Source organism: Streptomyces sp. NPDC050145 (assembly GCF_044460245.1).
In the GTDB taxonomy this organism is placed as follows: domain Bacteria; phylum Actinomycetota; class Actinomycetes; order Streptomycetales; family Streptomycetaceae; genus Streptomyces.
In genome coordinates this window covers 22,675-37,280 of record NZ_JBITJS010000012.1, presented here as the reverse complement: position 1 = coordinate 37,280, position 14,606 = coordinate 22,675, and the positions used below count along the sequence as shown (strand labels likewise).

General features: G+C 71.7%; 15 protein-coding genes. 1 reads left to right on the top strand and 14 read right to left on the bottom strand.

All coding sequences use genetic code 11. From position 1 onward, the window contains the following. Positions 1-85 precede the first annotated feature (85 nt). A complete protein-coding gene (locus tag ACIBTU_RS24015; protein ID WP_399128443.1) occupies positions 86-1,051 on the top strand; it encodes an RluA family pseudouridine synthase in 966 nt (321 codons plus the stop codon). A gap of 13 nt (positions 1,052-1,064) precedes the next feature. Here ACIBTU_RS24015 and ACIBTU_RS24010 read toward each other — a convergent pair whose 3' ends face one another. The 14 genes from ACIBTU_RS24010 to ACIBTU_RS23945 form a co-directional block, all read right to left on the bottom strand. Then, on the bottom strand, positions 1,065-2,603 hold the full coding sequence (locus ACIBTU_RS24010; RefSeq protein WP_399128442.1) for a cytochrome P450: 1,539 nt from the start codon (positions 2,601-2,603) through the stop codon (positions 1,065-1,067). Between the two features lie 63 nt (positions 2,604-2,666). Further along, entirely contained in the window at positions 2,667-3,317 is a 651-nt protein-coding gene (locus ACIBTU_RS24005; protein ID WP_399128441.1) for a GTP-binding protein, read from the bottom strand. Next, positions 3,298-3,705 carry a DUF742 domain-containing protein gene (locus ACIBTU_RS24000; protein WP_399128440.1) on the bottom strand — a complete coding sequence of 136 codons (408 nt, stop codon included), beginning with the start codon at positions 3,703-3,705 and terminating at the stop codon, positions 3,298-3,300. Before ACIBTU_RS24000 ends, ACIBTU_RS24005 begins: the two co-directional genes overlap by 20 nt. After that, positions 3,702-4,109, bottom strand: coding sequence for a roadblock/LC7 domain-containing protein (locus ACIBTU_RS23995; RefSeq protein ID WP_188339907.1), 408 nt, complete (start codon positions 4,107-4,109; stop codon positions 3,702-3,704). The genes ACIBTU_RS24000 and ACIBTU_RS23995 overlap by 4 nt, the downstream gene beginning before the upstream one ends. Then, a complete protein-coding gene (locus ACIBTU_RS23990) occupies positions 4,106-5,710 on the bottom strand; it encodes a sensor histidine kinase (protein WP_399128439.1) in 1,605 nt (534 codons plus the stop codon). Before ACIBTU_RS23990 ends, ACIBTU_RS23995 begins: the two co-directional genes overlap by 4 nt. Before the next feature lie 354 nt (positions 5,711-6,064). Next, a complete protein-coding gene (locus tag ACIBTU_RS23985) occupies positions 6,065-8,872 on the bottom strand; it encodes a DEAD/DEAH box helicase (RefSeq protein WP_399128438.1) in 2,808 nt (935 codons plus the stop codon). Between the two features lie 50 nt (positions 8,873-8,922). Beyond that, on the bottom strand, positions 8,923-9,831 hold the full coding sequence (locus ACIBTU_RS23980; RefSeq protein WP_399128437.1) for a diacylglycerol kinase: 909 nt from the start codon (positions 9,829-9,831) through the stop codon (positions 8,923-8,925). Between the two features lie 42 nt (positions 9,832-9,873). Continuing rightward, positions 9,874-10,842, bottom strand: coding sequence for a twin-arginine translocase subunit TatC (gene tatC / locus ACIBTU_RS23975; RefSeq protein WP_399128435.1), 969 nt, complete (start codon positions 10,840-10,842; stop codon positions 9,874-9,876). Between the two features lie 50 nt (positions 10,843-10,892). Continuing rightward, positions 10,893-11,189, bottom strand: coding sequence for a Sec-independent protein translocase subunit TatA (tatA, locus tag ACIBTU_RS23970; protein WP_399128434.1), 297 nt, complete (start codon positions 11,187-11,189; stop codon positions 10,893-10,895). 282 nt (positions 11,190-11,471) lie between these two features. Then, on the bottom strand, positions 11,472-11,669 hold the full coding sequence (locus ACIBTU_RS23965) for a hypothetical protein (protein WP_188339901.1): 198 nt from the start codon (positions 11,667-11,669) through the stop codon (positions 11,472-11,474). Positions 11,670-11,678: 9 nt separating this feature from the next. Then, positions 11,679-11,960 (bottom strand): hypothetical protein, encoded by a 282-nt coding sequence (locus ACIBTU_RS23960; protein WP_399128432.1) that lies wholly within the window; start codon positions 11,958-11,960, stop codon positions 11,679-11,681. 79 nt (positions 11,961-12,039) lie between these two features. Next, positions 12,040-13,002, bottom strand: coding sequence for a helix-turn-helix transcriptional regulator (locus ACIBTU_RS23955; RefSeq protein WP_399128430.1), 963 nt, complete (start codon positions 13,000-13,002; stop codon positions 12,040-12,042). 14 nt (positions 13,003-13,016) lie between these two features. Further along, a complete protein-coding gene (locus tag ACIBTU_RS23950; RefSeq protein ID WP_399128429.1) occupies positions 13,017-13,970 on the bottom strand; it encodes a helix-turn-helix transcriptional regulator in 954 nt (317 codons plus the stop codon). A 199-nt stretch (positions 13,971-14,169) separates the two neighbouring features. Next, positions 14,170-14,544, bottom strand: a complete 375-nt coding sequence (locus ACIBTU_RS23945) for an FKBP-type peptidyl-prolyl cis-trans isomerase (RefSeq protein ID WP_399128428.1) — start codon at positions 14,542-14,544, stop codon at positions 14,170-14,172. Positions 14,545-14,606: the final 62 nt, after the last annotated feature.

Genomic DNA, 14,606 nt, shown 5'->3' with positions numbered 1-14,606 from the left:
CGGGGAACTGCGCGACCAGCCACGACGGCGCGGCACCCGGCAACACACGACAACCCCCGCGGCGCGAACCCGTACCGTTACCCCGGTGACCCGCCGCACCCGCCGCACCCCCACCCCGCCCCTCCCCCAGCGCGACGGAATCGACCCCGTCCATATCAAGCTGCCGACCACCGGCGAATGGCGCACCGTGCGGGACCACTTGGTGGAGCGGCTCGCCGCCCACGCGGAGACGATCGACACGATGATCGACGCGGGCCGGATCGTCACAGCGGACGGCACGTCCATCGGGCCCGACACCCCCTACACCCCCGGAGGGCACGTCTGGTTCCACCGGGACCTCCCGGCGGAGCCCCCCGTCCCGTTCCCGATCGAGATCGTGCACCGCGACGACCACCTCGTCATCGCCGACAAGCCCCACTTCCTGGCGACGACCCCCCGCGGCAGCCACGTCAGGGAGACCGCCCTGGCCCGGCTGCGCCGCGACCTGGACCTCCCCCGGCTGGGCCCCGCGCACCGCCTGGACCGCCTGACCGCCGGCCTCGTCCTGTTCGTCGTACGCCCCGAGGACCGCGGCCGCTACCAGACCCTGTTCGGCGACCGCCTGGTCCGCAAGGAGTACGAGGCGATCGCCCCGTACGACCCGGCCGTCACACTCCCCGTCACCGTACGGAGCCGGATCGAGAAGGAGCGCGGGGTGCTCGCCGCGCAGGAGATCCCCGGCGGCGAGCCCAACGCGGAGAGCGAGATCCGGCTCGTCGAGACGCGCGGCCCGCTCGGCCGCTACCGCCTCACCCCGCACACGGGCCGCACCCACCAGCTCCGCGTCCACATGAACCGCCTGGGCCTGCCGATCCTCGGCGACCCGATCTACCCGGAGATCGCTCCCCTCACCGCCCCGGACGACTTCCGCCGCCCTCTCCAACTCCTCGCCCGCACCCTGGAGTTCAGGGACCCCGTGTCCGGCCGCGAGCTCCGCTTCACGAGCGGGCGGGACCTCGCGGCCTGGACGTCGTACGAGGACTGGGCGGGCGACCGGCCGGGACAGCCCTGACCCCGGGAGCGGATCAGTAGCCGCGCCACCACCGCAGGAACCGCTGCCAGGCACCGAGCCGCTCCCCCTGAGGCGGAGCCTGCACCCCCGCAGGCACCCCCGCGGGCGCCGGGGCGGCGGCCGGAGCAGGCCCCGGCTGCGGCGGCACCACGGCGTCCGGCCGCCCCGGCCCGTCGCCGTGCCCCGGCGAGGACACCTGCCAGTCGGTGCGCTGCGGCGACGACATGCTCGGCACCGACACGACGTCCTGCTGCCCCCGCGGCGTGAACTCCACCGGCAGCGCCACGAGATGCTGCGACAGGATCGTCGACCGCCACCTCAAGTCCGACTCGGACACGGCCAGTTCCGCGTCGGGCAGCCGCATCAGGAACGCGTCCACGCCGATGTCGGCGATGACACGCCCGATGTCCTGACCGGGGCACTCGTGCGGACCGCCGCCGAACGCGAGGTGCGAGCGGTTGCCCATCATGTGGGCTCCGGCCTCGGGACGTACGACCGGGTCGGCGTTCCCCGGCTGGATGCCCATGATCAGTCCGTCGCCGGCCCGGATGTGCTGCCCGCCCAGCTCGGTGTCGACCTTGGCGAAGTACCCGACCATCGCGCTGAACGGCGGCTCGTCCCACAGCGACTGCTCGACCGCCTCCGGCACGGTCATCTGCCCGCCGTTGAGCTGGGCCCGGAAGCGCGGGTCGGTGAGCACGACGCGCAGCACGTTGGCGATGAGGTTGGCCGTGGCCTCGTACGCGGCGATGAGCACGAGCCGCAGGTGCTGGCCGACCTCGTCGTCGGTGAGTCCCGCCGGGTCCGTGATCAGGGTGCTGGTGAAGTCGTCCTCGATCGGGTCGGCCCGGCGGCGCACGGCGAGTTCCATGAGGTGGCCCATGATGAACTCGTTGCTCGCGATGGCCGTCTCGGTGCCCTTGATCATGTCGCGGGCCGCCTGGACGAAGCGCTCGCTGTACGCCTCGGGCGCGCCGAGCAGGTCGAGCATCACCATCATGGGCAGGTGCTCGGCGAACTCGCTGACGACCTCGCAGGTGCCGCGCTCACAGAAGCGGTTGATGATCACCTGGGTCGACTTGTTGATGGTGCGACGCAGGCTGCGGGCCTCGATCGTGCCGATGGCCGCGGTGACGGCGCCGCGCAGCCGCAGGTGCTCCGCGCCCTCGGCCATGGAGCAGATGGGCTGCCAGCTGAAGACGGGGGCGAGCGGGTGGGTCGGTTTGACCGTGCCGTTCTTCAGGGCCGTCCAGTTGCGCGCGTCGCGGTTGTACTGGGAGGTGCTGCGGACCATGTGCAGGTTCTCGCCGTGGCCGAGGACCGCCCACATGCGGACGTCGTCGTGGATCAGCACGGGTGCGACGGGGCCGTGCTCGGCGCGGAGTTTCTCGTACACGCCCGCGAGGTCCACGTCGGCCTCGGGGCCGTACAGCCTGCGCAGTCCGTCCGGGCCGAGCGCGTGCGCGGGGCAGCCGGGCGGCGGCGCGAGCGAGGGGTCCCCCAGGGCGTCGTATCCGGCGTGCGGCTGGGAGGGCTGGGAGGGAGGCGTCACGGTGATCGCTCCGGTGGTGTGGTCAGCTGGGTGAGTCGGGTCGGGCGGGGGGCGGCGCGGGGCTCAGGCGCGGGCCAGTGCCATCTCGTGCAGGTAGCGCATCAGCGTCATCAGGACGTCGCGGCTGGAGGCCCGGCGGCGCGCGTCGCACTCGACGATCGGGACGTGCGGGTCGAGGTCGAGCGCGTTGCGCAGTTCCTCGTTGGGGTAGCGCGGGCCGTCGGGGAAGGCGTTGTTGGCGATGACGAAGGGGACGCCGCGCTCCTCCAGGCGCCCGATCACGTCGAAGCTGACTTCGAGGCGCCGGGTGTCGATGAGCACGACGGCGCCGAGGGCGCCCTCGAACAGGCCGTTCCACAGGAACCAGAAGCGCTCCTGGCCCGGGGTCCCGAAGAGGTACAGGACCAGTTCGTCGGTGATGCTGATGCGGCCGAAGTCCATGGCCACGGTGGTGGCGGTCTTGGTCTCCGAGCCGTAGTTGTCGTCGACGCCGATGCCGGCCTGCGTCATGGTCTCTTCGGTGGTGAGCGGGCGGATCTCGCTGACCGAGCCCACCATGGTGGTCTTGCCGACGCCGAAGCCGCCGACGATCACGATCTTGACGGCCGAGGTGACCGTGTCGGGCATCCGGTCCTCGGCCCGCGGACCGGGGATGTGCAGGCTCCCGACGGCGGTCTCCGTCCCGGCCGTGCTGTCAGAGCTTCTGTAGTCCATGCATCACCGCTTCGAGGAGGGAACGGTCGGCCACGGCGCCGCGGATGACGGGTGCGCGCGCCTGGACCAGTTCGGCCGCGAGGAGTTCGCCGAGCAGCACGGTGACCACGCTGAACGGCAGGTTGAGGTAGGCCGAGATCTCGGCCGTGGAGAGGGGGTTGCGGCACATCCGTAAGACGGCGGCCTGTTCGGGCGGGGCCGTCGGGGGCGGTTCGGAGCGCGCCACGATCAGGGTGACCAGATCGAGGGGCGCCCGCTCCGTGCCGTCGGTGCCGCCGGTGATCACGTACAGCCGCTCCGGATCGCGCTCTTTGGCGTCCGAGCCGGGGCGGCGCTCGCGCTGGGGCGGCTCTTCCCGGAAGGGGGGGTCGGGGGGGCGGAGAGTCATACAGTCTGGCCGTTGCGTCGGGGCGGGCTGGTCAGGTGGGCGCCGATCCGGATGACGAGGTCGCGCATCTGGTGGCTGATCATTCCGGCGTCGACGAACTGGTCGGCGAGGACGGCGAGATAGGCGCCCTTGCCGGCCGCCATCAGATAGAAGAAGCCGCCGTCGACCTCGATGATGACCATGTTCATCTTGCCGCTGCTGTCGGGGATCTCCGTGGCGACGGCGGAGGCGAGCGACTGGAGTCCGGCGCAGGCCGCGGCGATCCGGTCGGCCGCGTCGGGGTCTCCGCCGTACCGGGCGATGCGCAGGCCGTCCGCGGAGAGCACCACCACCTGGCGCACGTTGGAGACGCTCTCGGCGAGCTCCTTGAGCATCCAGTCGAAGTTGGCCCTTTGCTGGATCACTGGTGGTCTCCCTCTTCGGCCTGCTGGTTGTACGCGTCGTCGTACGGCTTGTCCGCTCCGGGCCCGTCCGGGGCGTCGGGCTTGAGCCCGTTCATGAACGCCTCGACCCACAGGCCCGGTTCGGGCTGCGCGGGCCGCTCGTGCTCCGGCTGGGCCGGGGGCAGCGGGGCGGCCGCCGCGGGGGCGGGCAGGGACAGATCGGGGTGGCGCGGGGTGACGATGATCTGGTTGTCGATGACCTTGGTGTCGACCTTGCGCCGGCGCTGCGGGAGCCCGTTGGCCCGCCATTCGGTGACCACGGGGACGTCGTCCTCCATCGCGACGAGCGGGGCGGAGGGACGCGGTCCCGTGGTGGGGCGACGCGTCTTCTTCAGCCGCGGCTCTTCCTTGACCGGGACGCCGTTGTGGTCGACGCGGGGCACGGCGCTGGCGCCGATGCCGTGGGCGCGGCCGGGCGCGGGTCCGGAGCTCATCATCTCGCGCGGCACGATCAGCACGGCGCGCACGCCGCCGTACGCGGACTGGCGCAGCGAGATCTTCATGTCGTACATGGCGCAGAGCCGGCCGACGATGGCGAGGCCGAGGCGGGGGCTCTCGCCCAGGTCGTTCAGGTCGTAGCCGGCCTGGGCGCGCTCCAGCATCCGCTCGACGCGGGCGCGCTGCTCCTCGCCGAGGCTGACGCCGCCGTCCTCGATCTCGATGGCGATGCCGGTCTGCACCTCGACGGCGGTGACGTGCACGCGGGTCTGCGGCGGCGAGTAGCGGGTCGCGTTGTCGAGGAGCTCGGCGCAGGCGTGGATGAGGGGTTCGACGTGGATGCCCTGGATGGCGACGTCGCAGATGGCGTGCAGGTCGATGCGCGGGTACTCGAGGATGCGCGACATGGCGCCGCGCAGCACGCTGTAGAGCTTGACGGGCTTGGGCCACTGGCGGCCGGGCCGGGCGCCACCGAGGACGGTGACGGAGTCGGCGAGGCGGCCGATCAGGGCGGTGCCGTGGTCGATGCGCAGGAGGTCGTCGAAGACCTCGGGGTTGCGGCCGTGGTCCTCTTCCATCTCGCGCAGTTCCTGGGACTGCTTGTGCACGATGGCCTGGACGCGGCGGGCGACGGAGACGAAGGAGCGCTGGGCGCCGTCGCGGAAGGCGGCCTCCCGGTCGATCTCCTTCAGACAGCGGTAGAGCAGCTCGCGCTCGCCGCGCGTGACGTCGCGGAAGGCCGCCTCGGAGTCGCAGGTGTCGCGGACCGCGTCACGCGGGTTGGCGCCCTTGCGCATGCGGTAGAGGGCGTGCGGCAGGACTTCCTTGGCGACGCGCATCGTGAGCTGCTCGTGGCCGTCGACCCGGGCTTCCAACTCGGCGACGTGCTGGGCGTATTGGGCGCGCAGGCCCTTGAGGACGCGGCCGCGGCGGACGGCCTCGGCGGCGACGGCGACGACCAGGAGCGTGCCGAGGGCGCCGCACAGGGCGACCGCGAGGCGGGCGGGCTGCGTGACCACGGCGACGGCTGCTCCGGTGGCGGCCGCCATGACCATGGCGGGCAGCAACAGCACGCGTGTGTAGGGGACTTCTCGGCCACCGGGAGGCGATTGAACACTCACCATGTATGCCCTCTAAAAACAATCGGGTCGGGGAATTCGCGGTGGTCCGTCGTATTTCGTACCGGGGCTCGACGCGAACCATCCACGCATAGGGGAACAAGCGCCCGAATACATCTCAACTCGGTGCGCTACGGGCGAGCTTAGTCCGACCGGATCATCGCCGAGTCATATTCGGCAAGGCCCTGCACGCACCCCCGCGCCGGGCATACACTCGCTCCCATTTGCACGCTCCGCTCAGATTCGAACGCATGGAGTGATCACGTCCGGGTACGCGAATCCGGGCCCTTCCCCCTGCCCCCCCCGGGCACGCGAAAGGGCGCCGTCCCTGCGGACGGCGCCCTTCTGACGGAGCGTCGGCTAGCCGACGGACGAGTACGCCACGACGCCGCGCAGCAGTCCGTCGACGGCCTTGCGCGCGTTCTTCGCGACCGTGGAGCCCTCCCTGGGGGCGGCCGCGGCGATCTGCCCGAGCACGTCGATGACCTGCTTGCACCAGCGCACGAAGTCGCCCGCCGGCATCTCCGCCTCGCGCAGCACCTCGTCGAGCCCCTTGCCGGAGGCCCACTCGTACGCGGCCCAGGCGAAGCCGAGATCGGGCTCGCGCTGCCCGACGCCCTCGGTCTGGCTGATCCGGAAGTCCTCCTCCAGCGCGTCGAGCCGGCCCCAGATGCGGACCATCTCGCCGAGCGCGGCCTTGGCGCGGCCCGAGGGCAGCTTCGGGGCGAGCGCGTCGTCGGCGGCTCGCGCCTCGAACACCAACGCCGAGACGCACGCCGCCAGTTCGGCCGGGTCCAGGCCCTCCCAGACGCCGTCGCGCAGGCACTCGCTCGCCAGCAGGTCCAGCTCGCCGTAGAGCCGGGCCAGCCGCTTGCCGTGCTCGGTGACCTCGTCGCCGCGCAGATAGTCCATCTCGGTCAGCAGCTTGACGATGCGGTCGAAGGTGCGGGCGATCGTGTTCGTCCGGCCCTCGATGCGGCGCTCCAGCTGCGCGGTGTCCCGCTTGAGCCGGTGGTAGCGCTCGGCCCAGCGCGCGTGGTCCTCGCGCTCGGAGCAGCCGTGGCACGGGTGGGCGCGCAGCTCGGCGCGGAGCCGGATGATCTCGCGGTCGTCCGCGGCGGCCGAGCGGCTCTTCTTGTGCCGGTCGGGCACGATGTGGCCGGCCTTGGTGCGCAGCGCCGAGGCGAGGTCGCGCCGGGACTGCGGCGAGCGCGCGTTGAACGACTTCGGGATGCGCATCCGCTCCAGCGCCTCGACGGGCACCGGGAAGTCGATGGACGCGAGCCGTTTGACCTGCCGCTCGGCGGTGAGCACCAGCGGGCGGGGGCCGTCGTGGGACTCGAAGCCGCGGTGCCCGTTGGACCGGCCCCCGGGCAGGCCCGGGTCCAGGACGAGCGCGAGACCCGCGAACTTGCCGGTGGGCACGTGGATCACGTCGCCCGGCTTGAGCTTCTCCAGGGCGGCGGCGGCCTGGGCCCGGCGCTGGGCCGCGCCCTGCTTGGCCAGGTCCGTCTCACGGTCCTTCAGCTCGCGGCGCAGCCGCGCGTACTCGTCGAAGTTGCCGAGGTGGCAGGTCATGGACTCCTTGTAGCCCTCGAGCCCCTCCTCGTTCTTCTGCACCTGCCGGGAGATGCCGACGACCGACTTGTCCGCCTGGAACTGGGCGAAGGAGGTCTCGAGCAGCTCGCGCGAGCGGTGCCGCCCGAACTGCTCCACCAGGTTCACCGCCATGTTGTACGACGGCTTGAAGCTGGAGCGGAGCGGGTACGTGCGCGTGCCGGCCAGTCCGGCCAGGTGCTCGGGGCTGAAGCCGCGCTGCCACAGCACGACGGCGTGGCCCTCGACGTCGATGCCCCGGCGGCCGGCGCGGCCGGTCAGCTGCGTGTACTCGCCCGGGGTGATGTCGGCGTGCTGCTCCCCGTTCCACTTGACGAGCTTCTCCAGGACGACCGAGCGGGCCGGCATGTTGATCCCCAGCGCCAGGGTCTCGGTCGCGAAGACCGCCTTGACCAGGCCCTTGACGAAGAGCTCCTCGACGACCTCCTTGAAGGTCGGCAGCATGCCCGCGTGGTGGGCCGCGATGCCGCGCTCGAGGCCCTCCAGCCACTCGTAGTAGCCGAGGACGTGCAGGTCCTCGTCGGGGATGGACGCCGTGCGCTCCTCGACGATCTCGCGGACCCTGGCCCGCGCCTCGTCGTCGTTCAGCCGCAGGCCCGCGTACAGGCACTGCTGGACGGCCGCCTCGCAGGCGGCGCGGCTGAAGATGAAGGTGATCGCGGGCAGGAGCCCCTCGGAGTCGAGCCGGTCGATCACCTCGGGCCGCCCCGGCGTCCACATGCGGGAGCGCTGGCGGCGCTCGCGCTCACGGTCCGCCTCGCGCATGGCCCGCCCGCGCCGCCGGTCCTGGAAGGACGGCCGGCTCGCCTCCATGCGGGCCATCCGCGTCAGGTCCGGGTTGACCGCCTTCTTGTGACCCTCGCCCTCCTCGAAGAGGTCGTACATGCGGCGCCCGGCGAGCACGTGCTGGAACAGCGGCACGGGCCGGTGCTCGGAGACGATCACCTCGGTGTCGCCGCGCACGGTGTCCAGCCAGTCGCCGAACTCCTCCGCGTTCGACACCGTCGCCGAGAGGGAGACCAGGGTCACCGACTCCTGGAGGTGGATGATCACCTCTTCCCAGACGGCGCCGCGGAAGCGGTCGGAGAGGTAGTGCACCTCGTCCATGACCACGTAGCCGAGGCCCAGCAGCGAGCGGGAGCCCGCGTACAGCATGTTCCGCAGGACCTCGGTGGTCATGACGACGATGGGCGCGTCGCTGTTCACACTGTTGTCGCCGGTCAGCAGGCCGACCTTGTCGGAGCCGTAGCGCTTGGCGAGGTCCTGGTACTTCTGGTTCGACAGCGCCTTGATGGGTGTCGTGTAGAAGCATTTCTCGCCCTGCAGGAGGGCGAGGTGGACGGCGAACTCGCCGACGATCGTCTTGCCGGAGCCGGTGGGCGCCGCCACCAGGACGCCCTTGCCCGCCTCCAGCGCCTGGCAGGCCTCGATCTGGAAGGGGTCGAGGCCGAAGTCGTACATCTCGCGGAAGGTCGCGAGCGCGGTGGCCTGCTCGGCGGCCCGCTTACGGGATGCCGCGTACCGCTCGGCCGGTGAGAGGTCCTCTGTCATCGTGCTTTCGAGCCTACCGGCCGTCACTGACATCGGACGATCATTATCCGCTAAGCACTCGGGCGAGGGCCTCGGACCAGGACGCGCACGGCCCCCGGCACGCACTCCGCGGCCAGCGGCAGCGCTCCCACCGGCTCGCCGTCCGCGTACGCCGTGATGTCGGGCGCGGCGAGCTCGACGCGGCGCGCGCGGTACACGGTGACCTTGGGGTGGGTCAGGTGCGTGCCCTTGTAGACGCGCGGGAAGACGCGCAGCAGGGTGGCGCGCGAGCAGTCCCCCACGACGGTCACGTCGAAGAGGCCGTCGTCCATCTCCGCGTCGGCGCATATCCGCATGCCGCCTCCGTAGGAGGTGCCGTTGCCGACGGCGACGAGGGTGGCGGGGACCTCGCGCACGGAGCCGTCGTCGAGGGTGAGGCGGAAGGGCACCGGCTTGAAGGCGGCGAGTTCCAGGGCGATCGCCAGGTCGTACTTGAAGCGGCCGAGCGGCAGCCGCATCCGGTTGCCGCGGTCGTTGACCCGGGAGTCGAAGCCGGAGGCGAGGACGGTGCCGAACCAGTGGTCGCCGATCCGCCCGAGGTCGATCTCGCGGATCTCCTCGCCCTTGAGCGCCTCGGCGACGAGCGCTCCGGCGGCGGCCGGGTCCCGCACGGGCAGTCCGAGGGCGCGGGCGAAGTCGTTGCCGGTGCCGACGGCGACCACGCCGAGCGGGGTGCGGGTGCCGGCGACGGCCTGCAGGGCGAGGTTCACCAGTCCGTCCCCGCCGACGGCCACGAGGGCGCCGGTGCCCTCGGCCACGGCGGCACGCGCGCGTGCGAGGGCGTCGGCGGCGTCCTCCCCGATGACCGTGCGCACGGAGAATCCGGCGGCCCGCAACGCGGAAGCGGCCGGCTGCGCAGCGTGTGCGCCCCGGCCGCGGCCCGCGGTGGGATTGACGAAGAGGGTGATGTCGCAGCTCACGGCCGGACCCTAACAAGTGCCCGGCCCTGAACCGCGGTTACCTCAGGTCACATCGTCGTAACCGTTGATCCGGTCCTGCTCGCCGGTGGACTGCTCCGGCACCGAGCGGCCGGCGCTCACCGTCTCGACCTCGCCGATCTCCTCGGGCGTGAGGTCGAGCTCGGACGCCTCGTCGTCACCGGGACCCGCCGCCTCGATGCGCCGCTTGCGCCGGTCGTTCAGGAGCGAGAAGCCCGTCGCCGCGAAGTAGAGCACCCAGATCGGGCCGGCGAGGGCGAGCATGGTCAGCGGGTCGGTGCTGGGCGTGGCCACCGCCGCGAAGACGGTGATGCCCATGATCATCCCGCGCCACCAGCCGAGCATCTTCTTGCCGCTGAGCACGCCGGTGAGGTTGAGCATGACCAGGAGCAGCGGCAGCTCGAAGGAGAGACCGAAGACGATCACCATGCGGGTGATCAGGTCCAGCAGGTCGTCGAGCGGCAGCTGGTTGTCGATGTTGGCCGGCGAGAAGTCGAGCAGCACGCGCGCCATCGTCGGCAGCGTCTTGTACGCGAAGAACGCGCCGCCGAGGAACAGCGGAACGCCGGTCGCCACGAAGGCGGTCGCGTACTTCTTCTCGTGCTTGTGCAGGCCGGGCGCGACGAAGCCCCACAGCTGGTAGAGCCAGACCGGCGAGGCGGCGATCACACCGGCCATGAGGGAGACCTTCAGGGCGAGCGTGAAGGGCGTGATCAGACCGTTGAGCACGATGCGGGCGCACTGCTCGTTGGCGTCCTTGTTGTCCGCCGCCTTGGCCGTCAGTTCGGCGAAGGTCTTGTCGCAGCCGACCGACTCGAGGACCGGGTTCGTGAAGAACTCGATGATGTCCTTGTAGTAGAAGGCGGCGACGATCGTGACGACGAGGATGGCCAGGACGGCCTTCCCGAGTCGGTTGCGAAGCTCACGCAGGTGCTCCGCGAGCGGCATCCGCCCCTCGGGGTCCTTCTCCTGTTTGCGGGCAGACTTGAGCAACCCACGTCCTCATCTCGTGCGACAGGCCGCCGCTGCGGGGCGGCCTTGGATCAGCTCTGCGTCGTCTGGTTCGTCTGCTCGGTCACCGGACGCGAGCTGCTCACGTCGCCGGGAGCGGCCTGGATGGTGCGCTGGGCCGGAGGCTGCTCGTCCGTCTTCGGCGGGTCGGACGGAGCGGCATCCTTGTTGCCACCCTCGCTCTTCATGGCCTTGGCCTCGCTCTTGAGGATGCGGGCCGACTTGCCGAGCGAGCGCGCCATGTCCGGAAGCTTCTTCGCGCCGAACAGGAGGAGGATGACCACGAGCAGGATGATCAACTCGGGGGCGCCGATCTTTCCACCGAACATATGCGTTTACCTTCTCACTGAGGCGGCAGGGGCGGGGCTGCCGGTACCGGCCGAACTTCGGACTGTTGTCCGACCACCGTGCTGGCAGCGATCGTATCCCGTGGGGGTGAACAGGGGGCAATCCCCGTGCGTACTCCCGCTTGCGGCCCGCGCCTCGCTCCCAGGCCGCGTAAGCGAGCGTACCCGGCGGACCCCGCGCACCGACAGGCCACGGGGGTAAAGCGCTTTCCATCGCCGCTTCCCGCGGGCGTCCGCGTCCGGACCGGGACGCCCGACACGATGTCAGACCGCGTCGCCGCCGGCCTTCGCGACACTCACCGCGGCACGCTCCAGCTCCTCGGCCGCGCTGTTGATCCGCCGTGTCGTGTCGGCGACTTGGCGGCTCAGACGCTGCGCCTCGACGAACACCCTCACCGCGAGAACCGCCAGGACGGCGAGTCCCACGAACCCCACGGCCACCGCCAGCATCGCCCAGAACATGCGCCGAGCCTAGACGGTCTGGTGGAGGCGCAGGGTGCGCACCCCGCCACCGGTGAGGAGTTCGACGATGCGCTCGCCGGCCGGTTTGCGCACGGCGCTGGAGCACTCGGGGCAGGTGAAGGAGTAGAAGGTGGTGCGGCGGCTGCCGCCGATCACCAACCGGAGCGAGGACGCGGCCAGTTCGAAGCCGGCCCGGCAGTGCGGGCAGGCGGCCTTGAAGACCACGGGCGCCTGGATCCCCGCCACGGCGGATATTCCGGAGACGCCCATCAGTCCGGTCGCTCCACCCATGTCGCCCACCTCACACCCTTCTCTTACCTGTCGCCCGAAGTTCCGCGTGTCGCTCGAACCGCCCCGAATGCGGCAGACGTCACAACTCGTACGCGGCGAGGGCCTCGCGGGCCGCGTCGCGCGCGCTGTCGGCCAGGTCGGCGGGGGCCACGATGTGCCCGTCGCCGCCGAGCCGCAGGGCGAGCCGGCGCAGCGAGGACGGGTCGGGGGTGCGCAGCGTGATCCGCAGCCCGCCGTCGGGCAGCTCCTCGGCGCTGTCGTGCGGGTAGTACTCGGCGACCCAGCGCCCGCCGGGGCCGACCTCCACGACGACCTCGGGGTCCTCGGCGGCGGGCTGCACGAGCGCCTCGGACAGGTCCCGCAGCTCTATCTCGGGCGGCGCCGACGCCTCGTCCAGGACCCGGATCTCGGCGACCCGGTCGAGCCGGAACGTGCGCCGGGCCTCGGAGCGGCGGCACCACGCCTCCACATAGGTGTGGCCGACGCTGACGAGCCGGATGGGGTCGATCTCGCGCTCGGTCAGCTCGTCGCGGGCGGGCGAGTAGTAGCGGATCCACAGCCGGCGCCGCTCGGAGATCGCCCGGTCGACGTCGGCGAAGACGCCGCCCTCGGACTCGAAGGTCACGTTCAGCCGGGCGCTGGCGCCGGCCATCTCACCGGCGGCGGTCTCCAGCTTGGCGGTCGCCCGCAGCAGCGCGAGCCGGTCGCTCTCGCGCAGGCCCGGGAGCGTCGCGACGGCGCGCGCGGCGACGAGCAGCGCGGTGGCCTCGTCGGAGGCGATGCGCAGCGGCTCGGCGGCCTCCGCGGACAGGGCGGCCGGGTTGTGCCACCAGATGCGGTCGCCGTCGGTGTCGATGTCGAGCAGGTCACCGCCGCGGAAGCTGGTGCCGCACAGCGGCAGCACGTCGAGGTCGGCGATCAGCTCGTCCTCGGTGATGCCGAAGGCCCGCGCGACGTCGCTGACGTGGGCGCCGGGGCGCTCGCGCAGATACGTCACCAGGGAGAGCATCCGCCGGGTCTGGTCGATGGCGTTGGCAGCCATGGTCGTACGTCCCCTCAGCCCTTGGCCACGGCGCGCAGCCGCTCCACCACGTCGGCCCGCAGTTCGGCGGGCTCGAGCACGACCACGTCGGGGCCGAACTCCACGAGCCAGGCGTCGAGCCCGTGCCCGTACGGGATCTCCACCTCGTCCCAGCCGTCGCCCAGGTCGCGTACGGAGACGGCCTTGGCGCGCAGCGGGTAGCCGGCGCCGGCGCGCAGGCGGATCAGGGCGGAGCGGTCGGCGGTCTCGCCCGCCCAGCTCGCGACGGTCTCGCGCACGGTCACCACGTCCGGTACGGGCGCCTTGAAGCGGCCCGCGCGGGAACGGACCTTGCCGGTGATCCGGGAGAGGCGGAAGACACGCTCGGCCTCCCGGTCGCGGTCCCAGCCGGCCAGGTACCAGTGGCCGCGCCAGCACTCCAGGGCCCAGGGCTCGACCTGGCGCTGCTCGGGGCGCGCGGCGGTGGCCTTGCGGTAGTCGAAGACGACGGGGCGGCGGTCGCGGCAGGCCAGCATCAGCGGCTCGAAGGACGCCTCGCGCACCGGGATGCGGGGCTCGAGCGCGCCGTGCGGCTCGTACGGGTCCACGTCCTCGGGCATGCCGGCGGCGCGCAGCTTCTGCAGGGCGCCGCTGGCGGCGCCGGCGAGGCGGGCCTGCTGCCACACCTTGGCGGCGAGGCCGAGGGCCGCGGCCTCCTCGGCGTCGAGGGCGATGGGCGGCAGCCGGTTGCTGTCACGGCGGGCCTGGTAGCCGATCTCGCCGTCCAGGTTCTCCACGGTCTCGATGACCAGGCCCAGCTCGCGCAGATCGTCCTTGTCGCGCTCGAACATGCGGTTGAAGGAGTCGTCGCTGCCCGCCTCCAGGTAGGCCTCGATGGAGCTCCGCAGCTCCCGCTTGCTGAGCGGTCGGCGCGTCCCGAGCAGACACAGCGCCAGATTCATCAGCCGCTCGGCCTTGGCAATGGCCATCGACGCCCTTTCGTCCCCGGAGGCTCCCCGCGCGCTCCCCTAGTGCTCCCGATCGTCGACCGTACCGCCCCGGGGTGTCGCGGCAAAAGCCAGGGGCAAAGCCGAGGCAAAGCGGCGGGGCGGCCGGCGGGAAGGCGGAAGGGCCCGTGCCGGGTGGCACGGGCCCTTCTCACGACGTTCGGCTCGCTCGCGCGGACCGTCAGACGGCGACCAGGTCGCAGACGAAGATCAGCGTCTCGCCCGGGGCGATGGCCCCGCCGCCGGCGCCGCGCTCGCCGTACGCGAGGTGCGAGGGGATGGTCAGCTCACGACGACCGCCGACCTTCATGCCCTGCACGCCCTGGTCCCAGCCCTGGATGACCTGGCCGGCACCGAGCTGGAACTCCAGCGGGTTGCCGCGGTTCCAGGAGGCGTCGAACTCCTCGCCGGTGGAGAAGGCCACGCCCACGTAGTGGACCTTGACGAAGTCGCCGGCCTTGGCCACGGCGCCCTCGCCCTCCCAGATGTCCTTGATCTGGAGGTCCGCCGGCGGCTCGCCGACGGGGAAGTCGACCTCGGGCTTGTCGATGCTCACGTGAAGTGCTCCTGCTTGTTGGCTGTCGGACAACCGGGACAGTCTGCCACTTGTACCGACAG